Raw genomic sequence first — 21,650 nt, forward strand, 5'->3', positions numbered from 1 at the left:
ATCGCTCAGGCTGCGGTTTCCGGCTCGACATAGCGCGGGAAAACCGGCTGCGGCGCAGGCAATGCGTCGCCCGACGTCAGCGCGAACGCGTCCGCCAGATGCGCGAAGTCACGCTGGTCCGCCGGCACGGCAAGCAGGTCCAGCAGCTTGGCTGCCGAACCCGGCACATAGGGCTGGCAGAGGATCGCCACGCGGCGCACGGTTTCGGCCGTGGTCCACAGAACAGTTTCCATGCGCGCGGGATCCGTCTTGCGCAGCGCCCAAGGCTCCTGTCCTGCGAAATAGCGGTTGGCCTCCGCAACGACTGCGAACACCGCCGCCAGCGCCTGGTGGATCGCTTGCACGCCCATCGCCTTGCGCGCTGTTGCAAGCGCATCGTCGGCCATCGCCAGCATCGCGGTATCGACGTCCTGCAGCGCGCCTTTCTGCGGTACCACGCCGCCGCAGTTCTTGGCGATCATCGACAGCGAGCGCTGCGCCAGATTGCCAAGGTCGTTGGCAAGATCGGCATTGGTACGGTTCACGATCGCGTCGTGGCTGTAGTTACCGTCCTGGCCGAACGGCACCTCGCGCAGCAGGAAGTAGCGCACCTGGTCGAGCCCGTAATGGTCGACGAGTACAAAGGGATCGATCACGTTGCCGACCGACTTGGACATCTTCTCACCACGGTTGAATACGAAACCGTGGCCGAAGACGCGTTTCGGAAGTTCGATCCCGGCCGACATCAGGAATGCCGGCCAGTAGATCGTGTGAAAGCGCGTAATGTCCTTGCCGATGACATGAAGGTCGGCCGGCCAGAAGCGCCAAAGATCAGCGTTTTCATCGGGATAACCGACACCGGTAATGTAGTTTGTAAGCGCGTCGACCCACACGTACATGACGTGTTTCTCATCGCCTGGCACTGGAATGCCCCAGTCGAAGGTCGTGCGCGAGATCGACAGGTCCTTCAGGCCCGACTTGACGAAGCTGACGATCTCGTTGCGGCGCTCCACCGGGCCGATGAAGTCGGGGCGTTCCTCATAAAGCTCGAGCAGCCGGTCGCCATAAGCCGACAGGCGGAAGAAATAGCTCTCCTCCTCCACCCACTCGACGGGTGTTCCCTGCGGGCCGTAACGCACGCCGTCGTCTCGCAGCTCGACCTCGTCCTCGTCGTAATAGGCTTCGTCGCGCACCGAATACCAGCCAGCATAGCCGCCCTTGTAGATGTCGCCGTTATCCGCCATCGCCTTCCAGATCGCCTGGGAGGAGCGGTAATGGCGTTCTTCGGTGGTGCGGATGAAGTCGTCGTTGGATGCGCCGAGCGCTTCAGCCATGCGCTTGAACTCGGCCGCATTGCGGTCGGCCAGCTCGCGCGTCGACACGCCTTCCTTGCGCGCGGTCTGGTACATCTTGATACCGTGCTCGTCGGTGCCCGTCAGGAAGAACACGTCCTTGCCGTCGTGACGCTGGAAACGCGCAAGCGCGTCGGTCGCGATCAGCTCGTATGCATGGCCGATATGCGGTTTTCCGTTCGGATAGGAAATGGCAGTCGTGATGTAATAGGTCTGGCTTGGCATGGGAGGTCCGACGATCGGTTTCTGGCGGTCAGATAGCGCATCGCAAGGGCAATGGCTATCCCGGTTCAGGGATTGGCGGCCCGCCACATTCGCTGAAGCAGCCCGCTGACATGCTGCTTTTTGTCGAGATTGTAAGTCTCGGTCTCTGCAACGGCCCGCTCAGCCTCGCGCCACAGCTCCGCAAGGCCGTCTGCACGGGCGCTGTCGCCGGCCAGCGCCGCGCCCCTGGCCTGTTCTGCGATTGTTTCCAGTGCATGCTGGTTGAAGATGGAGAACTGGACGGCTGCATCGCGACCGCTGACCGCCTCGGCCACGCGCCATGCGTCGCCATAGGCATAAGGCCGAGAGCGGAGAACACCGGACACCGCATCAGCGATGTCGAGCCCGCCATACTCGGTCAGCAACAGCGCATCGCGCACACTCCCCCCTGCCCGGGCTGCCAGCGCCGCACGGCCCGCTTCATCCTCCGGCACGGTGGTCTGCGACGCGTCCAGCACATGCAACAGCGCTGCCGGCTCCAGCGGCTTGAACTTGATCGTCTGGCAGCGCGAGCGGATCGTTGGCAGCAGGCTACCCAGCGAATGCGCAATCAGGATGAAGAGCGTGCGCGGCGGCGGCTCCTCAAGATTCTTGAGCAAGGCATTGGCCGCATTAGTGTTCATGTCATCGGCAGGATCGACGATGGCGATGCGGTAGGCGCCGTCATGCGCTGTCATCGAAAGGAACCGGTTGATCTTGCGAATCTCGTCGACGGTGACCACGGATTTGAACCCTTTGGTCTTGTCGTTGACGGGCCGCGTCAGGTGCAGCACTGCCGGATGCGACCCTTGCGCGATCTGGCGGAACAGCGGCGACGATGGGTCACGCTGCGAGAATCCCGGTGGCGCCTCGGCGGCTACTGTGTTTGCCAGCAGGTGCTGGGCGAGATGGAACGCAAAGGTCGCTTTGCCGATACCGGGCGGTCCGGCAAGAAGCAGGGCATGGTGCAGCTTGCCCGCGCGGTATGCGGAAGCGACCTGCAGCATCGCCTCGGCATGGCCGACCAGCAGCGGGTTCTCCGCCGGCTCGGCGATGCCGGGAATGGTGTCGAACTGTTCCGGGGCGAGACGCTCGAAGCTCATGCAGCGCCCTCCTCCGCCATCTCGCTACGTAATACGAGGGGGTGAACCGCCTCGGCGATTGCGGCGGCAACGTCCTGCGGCGATTTCCCGGCGTCGATCACCACGCAGCGCTCGGGCTCGGCCCTGGCGATGTCCAGGAACGCCTCGCGCCGCCGTCGGTGGACCTCCAGCGTTTCCTTTTCATAGCGGTCCGCGCCATCGCTTCCGCGCCGCGCTGTGGCCCGACGCAACCCCTCTTCGGCATCGAGGTCGAGAATGATCGTCAGGTCCGGCACCATGCCGTTGATTGCGACCTTTTCCAGTGCTCGCATGAAACCGGCATCGAGATTGCCGGTCACCCCCTGGTAGACGCGGCTCGAATCCATGAAGCGGTCGCACAGCACTACCGCACCGCGCGCCACCGCCGGGCGTATCACCTGCTCGACATGGTCGGAACGCGCCGCTGCGAACAGCAACGCCTCCATGCCTGGGCCGAACGGTTCCGCCGCGCCAGACAAAAGCACGTGGCGTACGGCCTCTGCACCAGGCGAGCCGCCTGGCTCGCGCGTCACCAGAACCTCCAGACCGGTGCCTCGCAACGCCTGTGCCAGCGTGACGATCTGGGTCGATTTCCCGGCCCCCTCCCCGCCCTCGAAGGTTATGAAGATACCGCGCGCCACGTCCGCCTTTCAGCCGTTGGTCTTGGATCGGCAACACACCACCGACTCCGCCTTTTCGTCCTCACATAGGCCACGCACGCGGGAATATCCATTGGCCAGTGCCCGGAACGACACCTAGCGCAGCCAGCCGACCAGCAGCTCTTCGACTGCATCGAGCGCGCGTTGGTGGAGAGCACCGGTCCCCACGCTCTCGGCGGCAAAGAGCGGTGTCTCCTGGCTCATCGTATCGCCGATCCAGACCTTGAGCGTGCCGATTTGGGCGCCCTCTTCCACCGGTGCGACGACCGGCCCCTCATAGACGATCCGCGCGATCAGCCTGTCGCGATTTGTGATCGGCACGAAGATCGAGATGGGGCCGTCTGCACGCAGCGCCACTCCGCCCTTCTCGCCCCCGAAGGTCTTGGCCTCGCCGACCACCTCACCGGCCTCGTAGAGATCGAGTTTTTCGAACGAGCGCATGCCCCAGTCGAGGATACGGCGCGATTCCTCCGCGCGCTGGTTGTCGCTCTCCATGCCACTCAGTGCGGCGAAAAGCCGACGCCCGTCGCGACGCACGGAACCGACGATCGCATAGCCCGACTCTTCGGTGAAACCCGTCTTGAGACCGTCGGCGCCGATGTTCAGCCCAAGCAACGGATTGCGGTTGCGTTGCAGGATCTTGTTCCAGGTGAATTCGGGCTGGCTGTAGTAGCGGTAGAATTCGGGATATTCGCGCCAGATGTGCTGGGCAAGCAGAACGAGTTCACGTGCGGTGACCACCTGGCCGTCGGCTGGCAAGCCAGTCGAGTTGCGGAACACGGACTTCTCCAGACCGATCTCGCGTGCCCGTTCCGTCATCAACTGGGCGAAATTCTCCTCCGAACCCGCCATGCCTTCGGCGATGATGATGCAGCCGTCATTGGCCGATTGCACGATCACGCCCTGGATCAGGTCTTCCAGGCGGATCGACGAGCCAAGTTCGGCAAACATGGTGGACGTTCTGGACGGTGCGCCGCCGGTACGCCAGGCGTTCTCGGACACCAGAAATTCGTCATCGAGCGTCAGCCGACCGAGCTTGATGGCGTTGAACACCACTTCCATGGTCATGAGTTTGGCAAGGGAAGCGGGCGGGAACAGCGCGTCAGCGTCTTTGGCGTAAAGAACCGTGCCGGTGTCGGCATCGATCATGAATGCCTGTTTGGCCTTGGTCTCGAAGAGCTGTGCCTGTGCACCGGCACATGCAGCCAGAAGCAACGTAAGCCCCAGAACATAAACGCGAAAACGCGCGAGCTTCACCATTCCAATAACCCCGAACCAGCCCTTGAAGCCCCGAAACTAAAGCATGGGCCATTCCATGGGAACCGCTCTGCCGGCGCGAGATGCAGCCGTGTCGAGCGCCGACGGGCGGGCCGCAATGCCGCTCGTCATACTCTGCCCTGGGAGATGGCGCCTGCGCCCTACTCGCGTACCGTCATCGCGTCGCTGGCGCCTGCCGCCCATGCAGCCCTGAGCAGGCTGTCGGTTGAAACCCGGCCATCCGAGCGCAGGCTGAGGGCAAAGCCATCCCCGCTCCAGTCGGTTTCGATGGTAGCCTTGCCGGCTGCCTCGAGCGCACGCGCCATCGTTTCGGCTTCGGCCTGGCTGGCATACGTGCCGACCGCGACATATTCCGAGGGGGCGGGAGCCGCCGTATAGCGCTTGTTGAGCGCGGCCAGGAGTGCGGCATTGTCGGGCGCGCTGCCGGCGAAGTCGGCGACCACCTGGGCTGCGCGCTTCACGCGCTCGTCGGCATAAGCCAGCGCTTCGGTGGGCTGCCCGGCGCCGAGACGCCTTGCGAGCCCGACGCCAGGTCTTTCTGGCGCGATAGGACCGAAATCAGGCAAGATAGGATCGCCAGGCGCAGCCGCCACGGGCGCCTGGGATGCCGGCTGACCCGGAAAAACCGGCGCTGCCGCGGCAGAAACCGTAGGGGTCGGCCCATTCATGGCAATCATCACGCCGGTGGGCAGGCCATCGGACGGGTCGGGCCCGCCACCGCCCGGCTTGTAGGACGCCATCAGGAAAGCGTCATCCTGTCCGTCGAGTGGCGCGCGCCCGACATATTCGACCTCGACTTTCGCCACGCCCTTCTGCGTGTAGTCGAGCAATTCAGCGGCTCGGCGCGACAGGTCTATGATGCGGCCATGCGCGAACGGGCCGCGATCGTTAACGCGAACGATCACCGACGAGCCATTCGCCCTATTGGTAACGCGGGCATAGCTGGGCAGCGGCATCGTCGGATGTGCCGCTGTCAGGTGCGTCATGTCATAGACTTCGCCATTGGCAGTGAGCCGGCCGTGAAAGGCGTCTCCATACCAGGATGCCATGCCGGAATTGCGGTAGCCCGGGTCTTCCTTGGGATGGTACCATTTGCCCTTGACCTTGTAGGGCTTGCCGACCTGTTCGCGCCCGCCGCCGCGTGGCAGTCCGGAGCGCTTCATCGAAACTCTGGGGCTGGCCTTCACCCCGTATTCCGATTCAGCGAAATATTCCTTGGTCGAGGTGCGCTTTGCCGACGCCGTCTGCGGCCCGGACGTTGAGCACGCCGCAAGCATCATGGATGTGACGGTAATCGTGACGAGGCCAACGCCGCGCGCCGTATGCCCTGCGGGCGCAGATGCCTTGCTTGTCAACGTCCCGAACCCCTCATGCGAAACACACCGCCTCCTCGAAACCCCGCCGATGCGGTGGTTTACCCGATTACGATGCGTGATGACACCCTCGCGCAAATTGCGCATGCAATGCTTATTACCATGTTAACCGATTGTGACGGGATACGGGCAAGATTATGGCATTCGCCGATCAAACAACGCCAAGCCGCTTGCCGCTTGAATTGGTCGGCCGCCTGACGCATACACGTCGCACCGGAGGGATGGCCGAGCGGTTTAAGGCACCGGTCTTGAAAACCGGCGAGGCAGCGATGTCTCCGTGGGTTCGAATCCCACTCCCTCCGCCAACAGCCATTACTGCCATTTTCACCATCCAAGGTGTCGCCGATCGCCGCGCTCGACGGTGCTTGTGCGTCTCCATGATCCACGGGAAAGCGGGACCAGGTGATTTCCGACCCAGGTGGCCCGCCAAGGGAGCAGACCGCGGCGTGAGACAACGCTGTCATTGCCATATTGTCGTAAATACATGATACAACAGCCAAATCTGTTGGTCTGCCATGGGGGCGCGTGATGAAATTTGGTCTTTCTCTGGTTCTTATGCTGGCTGTGACACCTTCCATTGCAGAACCGGCGGCCGGAGTTGCCTATCTTCACGACACCTCGGTGGAAGAGCGCCCGCTCTCCATGTCGATCTGGTACCCATCCGAGGAGAAAGCGTCCGCGACCATTGGCGGGAATCCCGTTTTCAAAGGGGTTTCGGCCACGCGTGATGCTCAGTTTCCGAAAGGCGCGCTGCCTCTGGTGGTGGTTTCACACGGAGGATTGCGATCCGCCACCGACTCCGGTGCCTGGCTCAGTTCTTCAATAGCGCAGGCAGGGTACGTTGTGGTCGAACTCAATGGCCCGCGTCCGGACAATGCGGCCATCGCGTTGAACGAAATATGGCAAAGACCGCAGGACATACACCGCGCCATTGATTTGGTGCAGGCCGACGCCACATGGGGCCCACGCATTGACGAAAGCAAAGTTTCCGTCGTGGGCTTTGCACTTGGCGCTACCGCTGCCCTCTCCGTTGCCGGAGCGAAAATGGATGTCGACGAATATATGCGCTCTTGCGCTACTGGCAGCGAATCTGAGGGGCCGGATTGTGGGTGGTATGCTGCACAGGGTGTAACCCTGTCTGAAACTAGTCAGGAAGGTGTGGCAGGGTTGGCACGAGATCCCCGCGTTACTTCGGTGATCGCCATAAACCCGGAATATCCGGCCGTATTGGGCAGTATTGCTGAGGAGGTTGGCGCGCTGCGGATTTATCTCGGAACGCCCGAGGCGGCAGGCGGCGGCGACCAAGCCGATCGATCCGTCGTCATACCGGACGCGTCTATTTTTGATGCTTTCGCCGTCTGCACCCCCGCCGGGCCGGATATTCTGGCCGCGGAGGATGGAGATTCATCCATCTGCGGCGTATCTGCCGAAACACGGGAGTCCATCCATCTGGAGACCGCACGGGCGGTCATATCCTTCCTGAGGGACCACAGCGAATAGGCGGAGGCTGACGCCGCTGAAACGGGCAGAAGCGTGCTTGCCTGCGGCACTCTGCCAGACGACCCGCTAGTCGTCCCATGGGTTCGACAGCACGCTGTTGTGCGATCGACCATCGCTGCATTCAGCTACGGACCTAGTTTGCCCGCGCACATCGGTGAGATGCCGCCGCGCGGAGATAGCCTAGTCCAAGGGATTGCCGCTGATCCCCGGAGGGCGTCAGGAAAGCTTTACAAACGGTGATTTCAACTGATCAATTACATTCCGAGGTGCAGGCCGACATCCGTCAAGCCTGCCGAGAATTCGGGCTCTCTAAAGAGAGTGGTGCGGTCGAGAAGACTCGAACTTCCACGGGTTGCCCCACAGCGACCTCAACGCTGCGCGTCTACCAATTCCGCCACGACCGCACGTCACGAAAGGGCCGGTCGGAACCGGCTCGGCGCATGTAGCAAATCGGTATGCGGGGCACAAGTGTGTCGACACCGATTTGCGTACAATTACGAAAGCCGGACAATGTTCTACGAAACTGGACCTTTTTCCGGCAATCCCCCATATCAAGGGGAGCCTCAGGACAGCCAGCAATGATCGAACGAAACCGGATGCAAGCCTTGTTCCTGCCCACCCTCGACGGCCCGCCCGTCGAGTGGCGAATCGAGCCGGGCCTGACGGACTACGAGACCGCCCTTGCGGTGATGGACGAGCGCGCCGCAGCTATCCGGGAGGCTGGTGCACCGGAGCTCGTCTGGCTGGTCGAGCATCCCCCGCTTTACACCGGCGGCACCAGTGCCGATCCGAAGGATCTGCTCGACAAGAACCGCTTTCCCGTCTTTGCGACCGGCCGTGGCGGCGAATACACCTATCACGGCCCAGGCCAACGGGTCGCCTATCTCATGCTCGACCTGAAACGCAGGCGCGAGGACGTTCGCGCCTTTGTCGCCTCACTGGAAGCCTGGATCATCGGCTCCCTCGCACGCTTCAACGTGAAGGGAGAGCGGCGCGAAGATCGCGTCGGCGTGTGGGTCACGCGACCCGACCGCCCGCCCCTGCCCGACGGAAGCCCTGCCGAGGACAAGATCGCCGCCATTGGCATTCGCCTGCGCCGATGGGTCAGCCTGCACGGCATCGCCGTCAACGTCGAACCCGATCTGACGCATTTCAGCGGCATCGTCCCGTGCGGGATCGCGGGCTATGGTGTGACCAGCCTGGTCGACCTCGGCCTGCCGGTCACCATGGATGATTACGACGTTGCGCTGAAATCAGCCTTCGAAGAGGTTTTTGGCGCAACGGAAAATTCCCCCGAGCCTCACATCGAGCCAATGAGCAGCGCCATGGCGGTGACGAAGGCGCTCATCGTGACGAGCGAGAGGACATCCTGAACGAACTCGGCCATTTCTCTCTCCTGTATTCGTTATGTATCCTTTATGTTTCCATTTTGTTCTCATGTCAAGCGCAGACGTGACGATGCGTCAGCGCATCGCGACGCGTCCCCGGATAGACGCGCGACCGGCTTTTGCTCTCAATGTAGATGTAGACTGTAGGCGTTTCGAACCCGCGCGCCGGCCACTGTCGCCACGAGGCTGAAGGCGGCGCCCTTCTCAGACCTCGTTCAGTCCGTTCCTGAATCGGCGCGCGTTAGCGACATAACTTTCCGCGGAAAGGCGCAGGCGCGCTGCCGCCTCGCCATCCAGCTCGCGCACGACCTTGGCAGGCGACCCGACGATCAGCGAATTGTCGGGAAAGACCTTGCCTTCGGTGATCAGCGCGCCGGCGCCGACCAGGCAGTTGCGCCCGATGCGCGCGCCGTTGAGTACGATCGCGCCCATACCGACGAGGCTGTTATCACCGATCGTGCAGCCATGAAGGATCGCCCGGTGACCGATCGTGCAGCCCTGCCCCACCGTAAGCGGAAAGCCCATGTCGGTGTGCAGGACGCAATGTTCCTGAACGTTGGATCCGTCGCCGATCTCGATCAGTTCGTTGTCGCCGCGCAGCACCGCGCCGAACCATATGCCCACGGCCCTGCCGAGCTTGACCTTGCCGATCAGCTTCGCATCCGGCGCGATCCAGATTGTCGGTTCGTCATCGATCTGCGGTGCGTGGCCATCAAGCGCGTATACGGGCATGTCTTTCCTCCGAACGGGTGCGGATCACCCTAGGAGCCTCGACACGAGAAGCGCAAGTTCAACCGCAAGCACACCGAGAGCCATCGCCCAGATTCCAGCACCCACCGCGCACAATGCAGCCGCGGTCCAGTCGATGGCGCCTGCCCGTCGTGCAGCAATCACCTCGTTGGTGAGCATGAACGGGCCTGCGGCCACCATCAGCGCCAGCGAGAACCCGAATCGTTCACGCCTGACGAAGGGTGGGTGAAACCCGAGCCGTCGCCCGGCCACGAGCTCGAAAATCGCCCCGGCAAGGCCGCACAACGTCAAACCGACGGCGAAAGCATAAGCCATGAGAGCAAGCGAGTGCATTGTTTACGCTCCGTTTACCATGCGGAGGCGATCTTCCCGACATGGCAATCGGCATCGCAGCAAGAAGCATGCCGGACATCCTGTCCCGGAAGGGGACGACCAAAGGAACGGGCGACGGACGTGCGCGCAGACATGCTGCAGGAATCGCAAGGCGCCGACGCCAGTCCCCTCCGCTCCCGCTTCATGGCACGCGTATTTGTGGCCTTTCTGGTTCTTGCCGCGCTTTCGGCCATCATCAGCGTGGCTGGCAAATGGTGGGGTCGGTCGATAGCCCTGGCCGGCCACAGCGACGACACCACCATTCGTGAGGTTGTGATCGGCAACAATGTCCTGGCCGTGCCAGCCAACATGATCCGTTTCGAGACGGCTCGCCGCAGCGGCGTCACCGCGCGCCTCGACCTGTACGCGCGCTGGCCGCAGATGGATGGCTACAGCAATGATGCGCGAGACGATTTCAACCACGCAGGCAACACGCGCAATATTCTGTTCCTGTCCTTCGACGAGCCCATCATGTCGCGCGATATGAGCGGTCGGTTCGAGCCGATCTATCGTGCGCTGATCGAAGGAGAAGGGCGCGCCGGACCGGGCGGCCTCACCGTCTATCGGTTCAGCGAGAAATCAGGTTATGTCGATGAAGTGCTCGTCGTCGGCGACGAGGACGGCCCTGCCCCCTTCGTCGCACGCTGCCTTTCGGGCCCGGCTGCGCGCGAGTCGCTCGCGCCTTGCGAGCGCGACATCCACATTGCCGACGGCCTGAACCTCACATACCGCATGCCGGGGGAACTGGCCGGATCATGGCGTGAGGTGGACGCTGCGGTGAAGAAGATGGCGGCCGGCCTGCTGCAGACCGGCCAATAGTGGCTCAGGCCAGATCGACGTCGAGAATCGCCATCGAGAAATTGTAGGAAAGATCGCCGTCGTCATCGTCCCTGAAGATGATGCCGAGAAACTCGTCGTCGAGGTACAGCTCGCACGAATCGTCCTTGCGCGGACGCGCCTTCACCTGAAGCTGCGGGTTCTGGAACGTGCGCTTGAAATAGGCGTCGAGTTTCCTGATTTCTTCGGGTTTCAAACCTGCTCTCCAGTGGGCTCTCTGCTTGCGTTGCAGCGCTTCTGACACGCCGAACACGACCATGTAAAGCCCGCGCCGGAGCTTTCAAGATGCCTGAAGGGAAACGTTCCCGTCAGCTTTCGGCGGCCAGCAGCTGGTCCATCGCTCGCGAAGGCTCGTCGCAGCCGGCTTCCCCGACAATGCGTGCCGGCACGCCGGCCACGGTCTTGTTGTTGGGGATAGATGTCAGCAGCACAGAGCCCGCCGCCACCTTGGAACAATGGCCCACCTCGATATTGCCGAGAATCTTGGCCCCTGCGCCGATCAGCACGCCGTGGCGAATCTTCGGATGGCGGTCGCCGCCAGCCTTGCCGGTACCGCCAAGCGTTACGCCATGCAGCATGGAGACGTTGTCCTCCACAAGCGCCGTCTCTCCCACGACAAGGCCGGTGGCGTGGTCGATGAAGATGCCCTTGCCAAGCCGCGAAGCCGGATGAATATCGGTCTGGAAAATCGCCGATGACCGGCTCTGTAGATAGAGCGCGAAGTCCTTGCGGCCATTGTGCCAAAGCCAGTGCGCCAAACGGTGCGTCTGGATCGCATGGAAACCCTTGAAGTAGAGCACCGGCATCAGGAACCTGTCGCAGGCCGGGTCGCGGTCGTAATAGGCCTGGATGTCGACGCGAACCGTCGTGCTCCATTCCGGCGTCTCGCGCACCATCATCGCATAGGTCTGGCGGATCAGGTCGGCCCCGACATCGGGATGATCGAGCCGTTCCGACAGGCGATGGATGACGGCGCCCTCGAGGCTGTCGTGGTTGAGAATGGTCGAATAGAGAAACGCCGCCAAGAGCGGGTCGCGTTCAACCGCTTCCGTGGCCTCGCGCCGGACCGCCGACCAGATCGGATCGACAGGCTGGATCGCCTCGGATCGCGCCACGCTGCTGCTGCTCATCGGGACCTCCCGTGTCAAACGCCTTGCTTTGGGCCGGTGCGAACCATAATCCCTTTGCAGTGTCAAATGAACCGCATTTTCCTGAACGCGCGTTCAATGGGATTGGTCGCATGCCGGATCACGTAATCGCGCAAACCGAGTTTCTCAACGTGGCACGCGCCGAAAACGGCGTCGTGACCGTCACGATCGAGAGATCCGCCCGCAAGAACGCCATGTCGCAGGCGATGTGGCGGGCCATGACATCCCTGTTTGAGGGGCTGGCTGGCGATTCCACGATACGTGCCGTCATTCTCACCGGCGCCGGGAGCGACTTCTGTGCCGGGGCGGACATTACCGAGTTCGATACCGTTCGCGGCAGTGCGGAAAAGGCGCGCCAATACGAGGCCGAAAATTCCGCCACCTTCGCCGCCATCCGGCACTGTCCTGTTCCCACAATCGCGGCGATCAGGGGCATCTGCTTCGGTGGCGGGTTCGGCATGGCGGCTGCGTGCGACCTGCGGATCGCGTCCACCACCGCGCTGTTCAGCGTTCCGGCCGCACGGCTTGGCCTCGCTTATCCCGTCGACGCCATGGCCGACATCGTTCAAGCGCTCGGGCCGCAACTGGCCAAATATCTGACTTTCTCGGCTGCACGCCTCGACGCGCAAGCCGCACTGGACGCAGGGTTCCTGCTGGAGATCGTGGAACCTGGCGGCCTAGACCTGCGCGCGACCGAACTCGCGGCAACGATAGCGGCCAACGCACCGCTGTCCGTGAAGGCATCCAAGGCCTCGATCCGAGCAACGCTGACAGGCAGCGCAGCGGATGCGGCCGTTGCGAGTAAGCTTGGCGACGAGACATTTGAAAGCGCCGACTATGCCGAGGGCCGACTGGCCTTCCGTGAAAAGCGAAGAGCGCTTTTCCAGGGCCGTTGAACTCGGCGGGTGGTTCCTGCCAGCATCTTGTCAGCATCCCGACTTGCCCGAATGGCGGTTTTCGGGTGGATGAAGCGATGACCGCTCGTAAGCTCCAGCCATGACGATTCTCGTTTCCAACCGCCAGGCCCGCCGCCATCTTCTTGCCCTTTGCGGCCTCGATGGCAGCCGGACCGGCCCGATGCGCAAGGATGAACTGGCCGCGACCATCGCCGATCTGGGATTCGTACAGGTCGACAGCGTCAACGTGCTCGAGCGTGCGCATCACCACATCCTCTTCTCGCGCAGCCAGACCTACCGCCGCCGCGATCTGCAGACGCTGGTGGAAAAGGACGGCGCGCTGTTCGAGAACTGGACCCACGACGCGTCGATCATCCCCAGCGCCTTCTTCCCCTACTGGCGGCACCGCTTCGAGCGGGAGAAGCAGCGGCTGCGCACACGCTGGAAGGGCCATTTCGGTACTGAAGGCTTCGACGACGACCTCACACGCGTGCTTGCTCACATTGCCGACAACGGCCCGGCCATGGCGCGCGACTTCGAGGGCGACAAGCCTTCCTCCGGCTGGTGGGACTGGCATCCCTCCAAGGCCGCGCTCGAGTTCCTGTGGCGCACCGGCGACCTGGCTATCGCCCGCCGTGAGGGCTTCCAGAAGGTCTATGACCTGACGGAGCGGGTGATCCCCGACGATCACCGGCGCGACGAAGTCGAGCACGATGCCTTCGTCGACTGGGCATGCAGGCAGGCGCTCATGCGCCTCGGCTTTGCCACTCGGGGCGAGATCGCTGCGTTCTGGGCACTTCTGACGCCGGCTGAAGTCGACGAATGGATCGCCAGGAATCGCGACGAACTGGTGCCGGTACGTGTTGAGAGCGTCGGCAACGGCAAGCCCCGCGTCTGTTTCGCGCTGCCCGGCGCGGCAGAGGCTGCGATTGAGGCTAACGAAGTGCAGGATCGTGTACGCATCCTGAGCCCGTTCGACCCGCTGTTGCGCGACCGTGCGCGCGCAGAGCGGCTGTTCGGCTTCTTCTATCGCATCGAGATCTTCGTGCCCGAAGCCAAGCGGCAATATGGCTACTACGTCTACCCCGTGCTGCGAGGCGAGCAGGCGGTGGGCCGCATCGACGTCAAGGCCGATCGCGAGAGCGACGCGCTCGTCGTGCGGGCCTTCTGGCCGGAAGCCGGTGTGCGCAACTCCAAGGCGCTTGTCTCGAAGCTCGAGGCAGAGCTCGAACGCCTGCGACGGTTCGCCGGCGTCGGCCGTGTCGAGTTTATCGATGGATGGATGCGATGAGCACGCATGTCATCTTCTGGCGTCGGCTCGACGTGGAAGGCCATGACTGCTGCCGGCTTTCGCCGGTCGACGACGGCTGGTCGATCGAGGGTGTCGCCACCTTTCTCCACGAAAGCCAGCCAACCTGTCTGCGGTACCGGGTCTCCTGCGATACGGGATGGCGCACGCGCAGTGCGACCGTATCCGGATGGCTCGGCGACATGCCGATCGAGCTGGAGATCGGACGCTCGGCGAATGGCGCATGGCAGATCAACGGCGTTGATCAGGATGCACCGGCCGAACTTGTCGACCTCGACCTCGGCTTCACCCCGGCAACCAACATCCTGCCGATAAGGCGTCTCGTACTTTCGGTCGGGCAGGAAACGCCTGCCCCCGCCGCCTATCTCGCCTTCCCTGCGCTGCGCTTGGAACAACTCGACCAGACTTATCGCCGCATTGATAGCTTGCGTTACGCCTACACCGCACCGCGCTTCGACTATGAAGCAACGCTGGAGGTGGCTGACATCGGCTTCATCACCGCCTATCCCGGGCTTTGGGAAGCCATTGGTTCGCCGTCGGCTCAAGCGTCGTAGGTAACGGCGGCCACTGCGTCTTCGCTGCCTGCCTTAAGCCGCCGCGCGGTCGCTCAGGAAGTCCAGCACCGCGGCGCTGAAGACATCGTTCTTGTCACCGGCCACCATGTGCCCTGCCCCGCCGACGTCGACATAGCTGGCCGACGGTGCGGTCTCGACGAACTCCCTGGCATATTCTTCATGCACCAGCTCGGACTGCATGCCGCGCACCAGCAATACTGGGAGGTGCAGCTCTGGCAGGCCCTCGATCACTTCCTCCATGGTCTCGCGCGCATGCAGGTTGATGTTGCGCTCGCTTGTCATGAAGGCCGGATCCCAGTGCCAGCGATAGCGGCCGTCCGATCCTAGGCGCAGGTTCTTGCGCAAGCCGTCGAGCGAACGCGGGCGTTTGCGGTTGGGCAGATAGCCGGCGATTGCCTCGGCTGCTTCCTCGAGCGTCGCGAAGCCCTCTTCCATCCGCTCGCCCATGAAACCCTGGATCTTGGCAACACCTTCCGGGTCCATGCGCGGGGTGATGTCAACCAGCACGAGCGAATCGAGCAGCGGACCGTGCCGCGTCTCCGCGATCAGCATCGAAAGCCCGCCAAGCGAGGCGCCAACGGCCGCCGGCGTTGCGTGAAACCGCTCCTTCGTCTGGCGCACGAGCGCCACGGCATCGGCGCCGTAGTCGGCAAAGCTGTAATTGCCGCTCGGCACCCATTCGCTTTCGCCATGCCCCCGCAGATCAACCGCGATGGCGCGCATGCCGCTTTCGGCGACGCGCCTTGCCGTCGCATCCCACGCGCGGCGGGTCTGTCCGCCCCCATGCAGGAAGAGCACCGGCTGTCCATGTCCGTCCCAGAGGTCGGCGACAAGCCGATTGCCCTCCGCGCCTGCGAATTCGATCGGTGTTGGTGTCATGTAATCGGATGGTCCTTCAGGAATTCCAGCACCTTCGCTTTCCATGAGCGGTCGCCGACGGCCAGCATATGGTCGCGCCCTTCGATATCGAAAGCTTCGGCATCCGGCAGCAGCGCGGCGAGTTTCTGCGCAGAGCCGGCAATGTCGTCCTTGGTGCCGACGCCGATGAGCACGGGCTGGCGGATGCGGCCAAGCTCGTCCTCGGCGACGAGCTCGCGCGACGTCTCGATGCAGGCCGCAAGCGCTTCTCGATCGCTCTTTGTCTGGTCCGCGAAGGTGCGGAACATCCGGCCGCGCGGATGGCTGATCGCCTCTGGGTCGGGCGCCACAAGCGCCTCGGCGATCGGGTCCCAGTCGCCGACCCCGTCGACCATGCCGTAGCCCAGCCCGCCGAGGATCAGCGTTGCGACTTTCTCCGGGTGCGCCAGTGCGAGGAAGGTCGAGAGCCGCGCGCCCATCGAATAGCCGAACACATGCGCCTTGCCGATGCCGAGGTGATCGAGCAGCGCGGCCGCGTCCTCGGCCATGATATCGGGCGTGTAGTCGGCGGGATCGTAGCTCTTGGTCGAGCGACCATGGCCGCGATTGTCGAGCGCGATGGCGCGATAGCCCGCTTCCGTCAGCGTTTTCACCCAGCCGGGGGCAACCCAGTTGACGTGATGGCTGGACGCGAAGCCATGGATAAGGAGCACGGGCTCGCCGGAGCCGCTCGCAGGCTCCCGATCGATAAAGGCGATCTCGAAGCCGTCGTGTGAAAAGGTCTGCATGAAAGGCAATATCTCCGCAGCGCGGCTTAACCTGCGCCCGCGACCTGGTCGATGAGCGGATGGCGTATGCGCACGCCATCGGAAATGCCGGTCTTTTGCGCCGTGCCGCGTTTCAGTTCAAGCACGAACCGAACAGGTACATCGGGACCAATGGAAGCGAGTGAGAACGGTTCGCCGGGCAGCACCGCCGCAACCAGCCCGTCATCACCGATGAACACGAGATCCAGTGGCATCGGCGTGTTCTTCATCCAGAAAGACACGGGGCGCGTCTGCTCGAATACGAACAGCATGCCATGCATGTCGCCCATGCTGGTGCGGAACATCAGTCCGGCGGACCTTTTCAGGTCGGTGTCCGCCACCTCGATCGTGAAGCTTTGCTCGCCGCCTTCAGCCTCCACCACAAGAGCGTCCGGGCTGGTCGGCAGCATCATCGGTTGCCCTTCGGCAACCGGAATCTCGCTCAACGCCTGCGGCGCCCCCATGGCAAGGGACGCGGCGATGAAAATCAGAAATATTCGGGCGAAACGCAACATGGACCATCCTGCCTGCCGGCGGCCGGAAGGAATTGGCATCAATGCGCGACCGGCAGGGTTCCCATATCGGGGTGAATTTCGGCGGCCATAAGGCCCTTGTCCCCCTTACCGAAGCGCACCAGCACCACCTGGCCGGGACGCAGCTCGGTCAATCCGTAGCGCCGCAGGGTTTCCATGTGGATGAAAATGTCCTCGGTTCCCTCGCCGCGCGTCAGGAAGCCGAAGCCCTTGGTGCGATTGAACCACTTCACCAGCGCCCGCTCGAGACCACTCTCGGCCGTCACGCTGACATGCGTGCGCTCCAGCGGCTGTTCGGCCGGGTGCACCGCATTGGTGTTGTCCATGGAGAGGACTTTGAAAGCCTGAAGGCCACGTTCGCCCCTGCGAACGAGGCAAACCACGCGCGCGCCCTCAAGCGCAGTCTGGAAACCGTCCTTGCGCAGGCAGGTCACATGGAGGAGCACATCGCCCATCCCCGCCTCGTCCGGCAGGATGAACCCGTAACCCTTGGCGACATCGAACCACTTGATCGCACCCGAAATTTCAGCGAGCGCTGCCTCATCTCCGTTATCCGGACCCAAGGTTTCGTCAATGGCCGCGTAGCGCCTCTCTGAAGAGGCCTTGTCCCCCATCCCGACACACCTTTCTTCAATTCAGCCAAGTGATTCTGATCGACAGGATAACACCGTGCAATCGTGGGTTAGCAAGAGCCGCTTAGCATTTTTCAACATTTCGCGGCTGACAATACTGTGGTTTGTCTTCGATAAGCCCCGCCTATCACGCTGACGGTTGCCCCGGGTGGCGGCCTGCTCCATATCATGCCTGCAAACACGACCCACCCACAGGAACAATCATGCGCTATCTGCACACCATGGTCCGCGTGAAGGACGTAGACGCTTCGCTCGATTTCTATTGCCGCAAGCTGGGCCTCAAAGAGGTTCGCCGCATCGAGAACGAACAGGGGCGATTCACGCTCATCTTCCTGGCGGCGCCGGAAGACGAACAGACCGGCATCGCCGAAAAGGCGCCGCTGGTCGAACTCACCTATAACTGGGATACGGAAGACTATCAGGGCGGACGCAATTTCGGCCACCTGGCCTATGAGGTCGACGACATCTACGCCACCTGCCAGCACCTGATGGACAACGGCGTCACGATCAACCGTCCGCCTCGCGACGGAAACATGGCTTTCGTCAGGTCGCCGGACGGCATCTCGATTGAACTGCTGCAGAAAGGCCCGGCCAAGCCGAAAACCGAGCCCTGGGCATCGATGGAAAATACGGGAAGCTGGTAGGAAAAGGCTTGGGGCCGCATCAACAGGGCGGCCCTCTGCCATCAGCGTATCGCGAAGCTTCAGCGCTTCCCGCGCTTGGCCTCGTCAATCAGCATGTTTGCAATCTGCATGCGCAGGGCGGCACGCTCGCGAAGTTCTTCCGGCATACGGTCCGGGTGATAACGCAGGGCAAAGCTGCGTCTGGCACGATCGAGCTCGTCCGGCTTGCTCTTTGGCCCGATCCCGAGTTCACGCGAGATCGAATCAGGGTCGAGGAAAAACAGATCCTCCAGCGCCGGCTGCAGGTTGGCAGGGCTTTGCGGCGCCTGCTTTTCCGTCTTGGTCTGGAACTGTTCAGCATTGTCGCCGTATTCGCGCATCGCACGATCCGGAAATAACGCAACGTTTTCAGCCTGAAGCCGCTCTATCTGGGCCAGCATGTCGACACGCAGCGACGGCGCAACGCCGCCCTCCGGCTCGTCGAACTCGGTATCGGCCGTAGCAGCGAGCAGCTGATCCAGCAGCGCACCAAAATCAAGTTCCGCATTTGCGCCCACCGAAGTCTCCCGTTCCCAGGCGTTTGCGACCGTTATTCACGCTAAGCGCATCCGGTTAAAAAGGTTCCCTCAAATTCGTGCGGATTTTCGCGATCCCGCATTTCCGCCAGACAAGCGCTCGCATGGCAGCCATGCACATGCTGCACTGCACAATTCCGATGAAGACATCTATATTCAGCTATCGGGAGGACAAACCGAAGGGAGCCTGACATGGGGTTCTTCACTGAGTTCTTCGTCCGCCCGCGTCCGGCAGAAGCCGAACGATATCGCGCAACGCTTGCCCTGCTCGAATCGATGAGCCCGGCGGATCGTGCGGATATCGGCATCAAACCGGCTGATTTCCCGAGGATCGCGAGGGAAGCGGCCAAAAGGCAGCTATCCTAGGCAAGAGCCTTCTTCTCCTCTCGCGGGGGAAGCGTTACTCTCCGTCAACCACGGAGACCGACGATGTTTCGCCCAGCTCTTGCCTGCATCCTTGCCGCGACCGCATTTCCGGCTTTTGCGCAGGATGCGGATTATATCGACGACCGTTCCAGCCCGGCCGCGCTCATGCGCTCGCTCTACAACGCGATCAACAGGCGTGAATATGCCCGCGCGTGGAGCTACTTCGCCCAACCGCCAGCCGCCGATCTGGAGGCCTACGCCGCAGGCTATGCGGACACACAGAATGTGGAGCTGATCACCGGACTGGCGCGTGAGGAAGGCACGGCGGGTAGCTTCTACTATCAGCTTCCGGTTGCGATTCGCGCGCAAGCCGGCGACGGCTCAGCCCGGGTGTTCTCCGGGTGCTACACGATGCGCCTGCAGGACCCGTCGGTTGCCGGCGACGCCTTCGAGCCGATGCACATCGAAAGCGCCACGCTCCGCCCAAGCGACGCGGAACTCGGCGAGGCGTTGCCGCGTAAATGCGGCGACGGCGAGGAACTGCCTCAGCTCGACCCGGTCGCCGAGCGCGCAAAGGCGATATTCGATGCCGCAGCCGTCGAAAAATGCGACATCGCCCCGGCATTCGACGCGGAAGACGCGGAACCGGACAACTACACGCTGACCTTCCGCTACGAACATGACGACGACGATCAGCCGGAACGCGCGGCACGGCTGTTCCGTTTCCTCTGCTATCGCGGCGCCTATAACGAATCGCACCTCTACTATCTCTTTACCGAAGACGACGGCGTCCAACCGTTGCATTTCGCCAAGCCAGCGTTCGACATTCACTATGTGGACGACGACCGGGAAGGCGCGGTGGACCACATTGCCCTCGAAGGATTCAGCGCGACTGCCGACCTCGTAAATTCAGCCTTTGACCCGGCGACGCTGACAATCACGGAATTTTCGAAATGGCGCGGCGTGGGCGATGCGGGCGCGTCAGGCACCTGGCAATTCAAGGCAGGAACCTTCAGGCTCGTTCACTACGCAGTGGACGGCTCCTATGACGGCGAGATCAATCCGGAAGTCATAGTCGACTACGAATCGGCTCCTTAGCCAGCGCTCACTCACCGAAGCCCTGCCCCGTTTCGCGCGGGTTGAGCCGGATCAGGCGCGAATCGAGCACCGCCGCCTGCCGGTGGATCACCGCCTTCTGGTAGTCGGGGTCCTTGACCATCTCGACGAATGCCGCGCCGGACGGGTATTGGGCGATGAAGCAGCGGTCCCAACGCTCCTCCGCCGGACCGATCAGCATCAGCCGGAAATCGCCCGACCATGCGATACGGCCGCCAACACGGCGGAAGATCGGCCCGCTCTCGCGACCGTAGGCGGCGTAGGCTTCCGCCCCCGTCGCCGCGCGACCGTCTGGATACACAGCCTTGTCACGCAGCCGCACGAGGTTGAGCATGTGGATCGGCCCCTCCTCCGCCAGCCGACGAAACGCGCCGAACGTTTCCCGCGTCGGGTCGACATATCCTTCGCTCATGCGGATACTCCTCCACTTGCAGTCAAATGATCATCACCTCGATGCATCCATCCAGTTCAGCGTGCCGCGCCAGTCGGACATGCGGATAGGCGTGCCGTGGCTGCCGGTCTCGAAGCGTACGAAACGCGCCGGATAGCCGGGTGATTTCTGCAGGATCGACCGGAAAAATTGTTCCTGCTGTTCAACGGGGAAAACCCTGTCGTCTCCACCGTGACCGAAGAACACCGGCACCTTGCGCTTGAAGGCGCGGCTGGAAAGAAAGCCTTCGTCCCAGTGCGAGCCGAGCAGAAGCAGCCCGCCAAGGCGTGGCGCCACGCGCTCGTTGTCGGCAAGTCGCCAGCAGATACCCCCGCCCATCGAACCGCAGGCAACGAACACCGACGCCTGGGGCGAGTGCGCGGCATAAAGCGAGATCAGGCTCGCGACCTGGCGCGCACCCGTCGCCCCGAAATCCGAGAAGTCGGTCGTGAGGTAGAGGCCGCCGTTGCGCACGGCCAGATTCTTGATCCGGTTAAAATTGCCACCGAAAGTGAAGTCGTCCATGCCTTGGCGCCGGTTGCCGCCCTGCCCGTACAGATAGACCACGATGAACCGCGCGTTCTGCTGCCGCCCGACGGCCATGTGCGGCATGCGCGCGACCTCTGTGGTGGCAATTAGATCCTGCTGGTCCCGCCGAACAGAAAGGTCGACATAGCCCCCGCTGACCCGCCGCTCCGGTATCTCGTCACGTTGATTGATGTCGCGCTTGGAACGGTAGTCGACCGCCATGTAGCGGCCGTCGTCTGCCTGCCTGAGCACATGCGGATAGGCGAAAAGGTCGTCCTTGAAAGGTGCGAGCAACTCGGCCTGCGCGATGGACGTGGAAAGGAGCGCGCTGCAAAACGCGACCGCGAGCGTTTTCAGAATACCCGAAAGGAGCGATGGACTCATGAGTGCGACTCTAAGCGAA

At 62.7% G+C, this 21,650-nt stretch carries 25 protein-coding genes and 2 tRNA genes; 10 read left to right on the plus strand and 17 right to left on the minus strand.

Translation table 11 applies throughout. The features are described 5' to 3' along the window. Positions 1-5: 5 nt before the first annotated feature. The 5 genes from metG to V1479_RS12135 all read right to left on the minus strand — a co-directional run bounded on the left by metG (position 6) and on the right by V1479_RS12135 (position 5,987). On the minus strand, positions 6-1,556 hold the full coding sequence (metG, locus tag V1479_RS12115; protein WP_368803113.1) for a methionine--tRNA ligase: 1,551 nt from the start codon (positions 1,554-1,556) through the stop codon (positions 6-8). A gap of 65 nt (positions 1,557-1,621) precedes the next feature. Then, positions 1,622-2,677: a DNA polymerase III subunit delta' gene (locus V1479_RS12120; RefSeq protein WP_368803114.1), complete on the minus strand. Its 1,056-nt coding sequence runs from the start codon at positions 2,675-2,677 to the stop codon at positions 1,622-1,624. After that, a complete protein-coding gene (gene tmk / locus V1479_RS12125; protein ID WP_368803115.1) occupies positions 2,674-3,336 on the minus strand; it encodes a dTMP kinase in 663 nt (220 codons plus the stop codon). Before tmk ends, V1479_RS12120 begins: the two co-directional genes overlap by 4 nt. Before the next feature lie 114 nt (positions 3,337-3,450). After that, positions 3,451-4,614 (minus strand): D-alanyl-D-alanine carboxypeptidase family protein, encoded by a 1,164-nt coding sequence (locus tag V1479_RS12130; protein ID WP_368803116.1) that lies wholly within the window; start codon positions 4,612-4,614, stop codon positions 3,451-3,453. A gap of 158 nt (positions 4,615-4,772) precedes the next feature. Next, positions 4,773-5,987 (minus strand): septal ring lytic transglycosylase RlpA family protein, encoded by a 1,215-nt coding sequence (locus V1479_RS12135; RefSeq protein WP_438620519.1) that lies wholly within the window; start codon positions 5,985-5,987, stop codon positions 4,773-4,775. Positions 5,988-6,220: 233 nt separating this feature from the next. On the opposite strand from V1479_RS12135, the gene V1479_RS12140 reads away from it, so the two are divergent. Together V1479_RS12140 and V1479_RS12145 are read left to right on the plus strand one after the other, a co-directional pair. After that, positions 6,221-6,310 (plus strand) — tRNA-Ser (locus V1479_RS12140). A gap of 223 nt (positions 6,311-6,533) precedes the next feature. Beyond that, the gene (locus V1479_RS12145; protein WP_368803117.1) at positions 6,534-7,505 is read left to right on the plus strand and encodes an alpha/beta hydrolase family protein; all 972 of its coding nucleotides are present in this window, start codon (positions 6,534-6,536) and stop codon (positions 7,503-7,505) included. A 319-nt stretch (positions 7,506-7,824) separates the two neighbouring features. Here V1479_RS12145 and V1479_RS12150 read toward each other — a convergent pair. Continuing rightward, positions 7,825-7,909, minus strand: a tRNA-Leu gene (locus tag V1479_RS12150). A gap of 174 nt (positions 7,910-8,083) precedes the next feature. Here V1479_RS12150 and lipB point away from each other — a divergent pair. Beyond that, complete coding sequence (gene lipB / locus V1479_RS12155) at positions 8,084-8,878, plus strand: lipoyl(octanoyl) transferase LipB (protein WP_368803118.1); 795 nt, start codon at positions 8,084-8,086, stop codon at positions 8,876-8,878. Positions 8,879-9,097: 219 nt separating this feature from the next. On the opposite strand, the gene V1479_RS12160 is transcribed toward lipB, so the two are convergent. After that, complete coding sequence (locus V1479_RS12160; protein WP_173191584.1) at positions 9,098-9,625, minus strand: gamma carbonic anhydrase family protein; 528 nt, start codon at positions 9,623-9,625, stop codon at positions 9,098-9,100. Between the two features lie 24 nt (positions 9,626-9,649). Continuing rightward, positions 9,650-9,976 (minus strand): DUF6949 family protein, encoded by a 327-nt coding sequence (locus V1479_RS12165; RefSeq protein WP_173191586.1) that lies wholly within the window; start codon positions 9,974-9,976, stop codon positions 9,650-9,652. A gap of 183 nt (positions 9,977-10,159) precedes the next feature. Between V1479_RS12165 and V1479_RS12170 the strand changes: the two genes are divergently transcribed. Continuing rightward, a complete protein-coding gene (locus V1479_RS12170) occupies positions 10,160-10,834 on the plus strand; it encodes a hypothetical protein (protein ID WP_368803119.1) in 675 nt (224 codons plus the stop codon). Between the two features lie 4 nt (positions 10,835-10,838). Here the strand turns inward: V1479_RS12170 and V1479_RS12175 are convergent, their stop codons facing one another. Continuing rightward, complete coding sequence (locus tag V1479_RS12175; RefSeq protein WP_173191588.1) at positions 10,839-11,048, minus strand: DUF3126 family protein; 210 nt, start codon at positions 11,046-11,048, stop codon at positions 10,839-10,841. Between the two features lie 112 nt (positions 11,049-11,160). Then, positions 11,161-11,982 (minus strand): serine O-acetyltransferase, encoded by an 822-nt coding sequence (gene cysE / locus V1479_RS12180; RefSeq protein ID WP_173191590.1) that lies wholly within the window; start codon positions 11,980-11,982, stop codon positions 11,161-11,163. 110 nt (positions 11,983-12,092) lie between these two features. Here cysE and V1479_RS12185 point away from each other — a divergent pair, with 110 nt between their 5' ends. The 3 genes from V1479_RS12185 to V1479_RS12195 all read left to right on the plus strand — a co-directional run bounded on the left by V1479_RS12185 (position 12,093) and on the right by V1479_RS12195 (position 14,759). Next, a complete protein-coding gene (locus V1479_RS12185) occupies positions 12,093-12,896 on the plus strand; it encodes an enoyl-CoA hydratase/isomerase family protein (RefSeq protein ID WP_173191592.1) in 804 nt (267 codons plus the stop codon). 100 nt (positions 12,897-12,996) lie between these two features. Beyond that, the gene (locus V1479_RS12190) at positions 12,997-14,187 is read left to right on the plus strand and encodes a winged helix-turn-helix domain-containing protein (RefSeq protein ID WP_173191594.1); all 1,191 of its coding nucleotides are present in this window, start codon (positions 12,997-12,999) and stop codon (positions 14,185-14,187) included. Then, positions 14,184-14,759, plus strand: a complete 576-nt coding sequence (locus V1479_RS12195) for a putative glycolipid-binding domain-containing protein (protein ID WP_244649003.1) — start codon at positions 14,184-14,186, stop codon at positions 14,757-14,759. The genes V1479_RS12190 and V1479_RS12195 overlap by 4 nt, the downstream gene beginning before the upstream one ends. A gap of 33 nt (positions 14,760-14,792) precedes the next feature. Here the strand turns inward: V1479_RS12195 and V1479_RS12200 are convergent, their stop codons facing one another. Genes V1479_RS12200 through V1479_RS12215 form a run of 4 tightly spaced genes read right to left on the minus strand, consistent with a single transcriptional unit; the run spans position 14,793 to position 17,591 of the window. Then, positions 14,793-15,659, minus strand: coding sequence for an alpha/beta fold hydrolase (locus tag V1479_RS12200; protein WP_368803120.1), 867 nt, complete (start codon positions 15,657-15,659; stop codon positions 14,793-14,795). Then, the gene (locus V1479_RS12205; RefSeq protein ID WP_368803121.1) at positions 15,656-16,426 is read right to left on the minus strand and encodes an alpha/beta fold hydrolase; all 771 of its coding nucleotides are present in this window, start codon (positions 16,424-16,426) and stop codon (positions 15,656-15,658) included. The genes V1479_RS12200 and V1479_RS12205 overlap by 4 nt, the downstream gene beginning before the upstream one ends. Positions 16,427-16,452: 26 nt before the next feature. Next, a complete protein-coding gene (locus V1479_RS12210) occupies positions 16,453-16,959 on the minus strand; it encodes a DUF192 domain-containing protein (protein WP_368803122.1) in 507 nt (168 codons plus the stop codon). A 38-nt stretch (positions 16,960-16,997) separates the two neighbouring features. Beyond that, entirely contained in the window at positions 16,998-17,591 is a 594-nt protein-coding gene (locus tag V1479_RS12215) for a cold-shock protein (RefSeq protein ID WP_173191604.1), read from the minus strand. A gap of 221 nt (positions 17,592-17,812) precedes the next feature. Here V1479_RS12215 and gloA point away from each other — a divergent pair, with 221 nt between their 5' ends. Beyond that, positions 17,813-18,253, plus strand: coding sequence for a lactoylglutathione lyase (gene gloA, locus V1479_RS12220; RefSeq protein ID WP_368803123.1), 441 nt, complete (start codon positions 17,813-17,815; stop codon positions 18,251-18,253). Positions 18,254-18,312: 59 nt separating this feature from the next. On the opposite strand, the gene V1479_RS12225 is transcribed toward gloA, so the two are convergent. Continuing rightward, a complete protein-coding gene (locus V1479_RS12225) occupies positions 18,313-18,789 on the minus strand; it encodes a hypothetical protein (RefSeq protein ID WP_368803124.1) in 477 nt (158 codons plus the stop codon). A 210-nt stretch (positions 18,790-18,999) separates the two neighbouring features. Between V1479_RS12225 and V1479_RS26205 the strand changes: the two genes are divergently transcribed. Both V1479_RS26205 and V1479_RS12230 read left to right on the plus strand, forming a co-directional pair. Beyond that, positions 19,000-19,173, plus strand: coding sequence for a DUF1127 domain-containing protein (locus V1479_RS26205; RefSeq protein WP_497831760.1), 174 nt, complete (start codon positions 19,000-19,002; stop codon positions 19,171-19,173). Positions 19,174-19,236: 63 nt separating this feature from the next. Next, positions 19,237-20,271: a DUF1176 domain-containing protein gene (locus V1479_RS12230; RefSeq protein WP_368803125.1), complete on the plus strand. Its 1,035-nt coding sequence runs from the start codon at positions 19,237-19,239 to the stop codon at positions 20,269-20,271. Between the two features lie 7 nt (positions 20,272-20,278). Here V1479_RS12230 and V1479_RS12235 read toward each other — a convergent pair whose 3' ends face one another. Together V1479_RS12235 and V1479_RS12240 are read right to left on the minus strand one after the other, a co-directional pair. Then, positions 20,279-20,701, minus strand: coding sequence for a DUF1330 domain-containing protein (locus tag V1479_RS12235; protein WP_368803126.1), 423 nt, complete (start codon positions 20,699-20,701; stop codon positions 20,279-20,281). Between the two features lie 33 nt (positions 20,702-20,734). Continuing rightward, a complete protein-coding gene (locus V1479_RS12240) occupies positions 20,735-21,631 on the minus strand; it encodes an alpha/beta hydrolase (RefSeq protein WP_368803127.1) in 897 nt (298 codons plus the stop codon). Between the last annotated feature and the right edge of the window lie 19 nt (positions 21,632-21,650).

Source organism: Neoaquamicrobium sediminum (genome assembly GCF_040970315.1).
GTDB lineage: Bacteria > Pseudomonadota > Alphaproteobacteria > Rhizobiales > Rhizobiaceae > Aerobium > Aerobium sediminum.

Bases quoted from the DNA above. Each gene is read 5' to 3' on its own strand.
- V1479_RS12210 (WP_368803122.1), bottom strand. From the start codon at position 16,959: ATGTTGCGTTTCGCCCGAATATTTCTGATTTTCATCGCCGCGTCCCTT.
- V1479_RS12215 (WP_173191604.1), bottom strand. From the start codon at position 17,591: ATGGGGGACAAGGCCTCTTCAGAGAGGCGCTACGCGGCCATTGACGAA.
- V1479_RS12240 (WP_368803127.1), bottom strand. From the start codon at position 21,631: ATGAGTCCATCGCTCCTTTCGGGTATTCTGAAAACGCTCGCGGTCGCG.
- cysE (WP_173191590.1), bottom strand. From the start codon at position 11,982: ATGAGCAGCAGCAGCGTGGCGCGATCCGAGGCGATCCAGCCTGTCGAT.
- V1479_RS12170 (WP_368803119.1), top strand. From the start codon at position 10,160: ATGGCACGCGTATTTGTGGCCTTTCTGGTTCTTGCCGCGCTTTCGGCC.
- V1479_RS12190 (WP_173191594.1), top strand. From the start codon at position 12,997: ATGACGATTCTCGTTTCCAACCGCCAGGCCCGCCGCCATCTTCTTGCC.
- V1479_RS12205 (WP_368803121.1), bottom strand. From the start codon at position 16,426: ATGCAGACCTTTTCACACGACGGCTTCGAGATCGCCTTTATCGATCGG.
- V1479_RS12165 (WP_173191586.1), bottom strand. From the start codon at position 9,976: ATGCACTCGCTTGCTCTCATGGCTTATGCTTTCGCCGTCGGTTTGACG.
- V1479_RS12120 (WP_368803114.1), bottom strand. From the start codon at position 2,677: ATGAGCTTCGAGCGTCTCGCCCCGGAACAGTTCGACACCATTCCCGGC.
- metG (WP_368803113.1), bottom strand. From the start codon at position 1,556: ATGCCAAGCCAGACCTATTACATCACGACTGCCATTTCCTATCCGAAC.
- V1479_RS12185 (WP_173191592.1), top strand. From the start codon at position 12,093: ATGCCGGATCACGTAATCGCGCAAACCGAGTTTCTCAACGTGGCACGC.
- lipB (WP_368803118.1), top strand. From the start codon at position 8,084: ATGATCGAACGAAACCGGATGCAAGCCTTGTTCCTGCCCACCCTCGAC.
- V1479_RS12130 (WP_368803116.1), bottom strand. From the start codon at position 4,614: ATGGTGAAGCTCGCGCGTTTTCGCGTTTATGTTCTGGGGCTTACGTTG.
- V1479_RS12230 (WP_368803125.1), top strand. From the start codon at position 19,237: ATGTTTCGCCCAGCTCTTGCCTGCATCCTTGCCGCGACCGCATTTCCG.
- V1479_RS12160 (WP_173191584.1), bottom strand. From the start codon at position 9,625: ATGCCCGTATACGCGCTTGATGGCCACGCACCGCAGATCGATGACGAA.
- V1479_RS12145 (WP_368803117.1), top strand. From the start codon at position 6,534: ATGAAATTTGGTCTTTCTCTGGTTCTTATGCTGGCTGTGACACCTTCC.
- V1479_RS12235 (WP_368803126.1), bottom strand. From the start codon at position 20,701: ATGAGCGAAGGATATGTCGACCCGACGCGGGAAACGTTCGGCGCGTTT.
- V1479_RS12195 (WP_244649003.1), top strand. From the start codon at position 14,184: ATGAGCACGCATGTCATCTTCTGGCGTCGGCTCGACGTGGAAGGCCAT.
- V1479_RS12200 (WP_368803120.1), bottom strand. From the start codon at position 15,659: ATGACACCAACACCGATCGAATTCGCAGGCGCGGAGGGCAATCGGCTT.
- V1479_RS26205 (WP_497831760.1), top strand. From the start codon at position 19,000: ATGGGGTTCTTCACTGAGTTCTTCGTCCGCCCGCGTCCGGCAGAAGCC.
- gloA (WP_368803123.1), top strand. From the start codon at position 17,813: ATGCGCTATCTGCACACCATGGTCCGCGTGAAGGACGTAGACGCTTCG.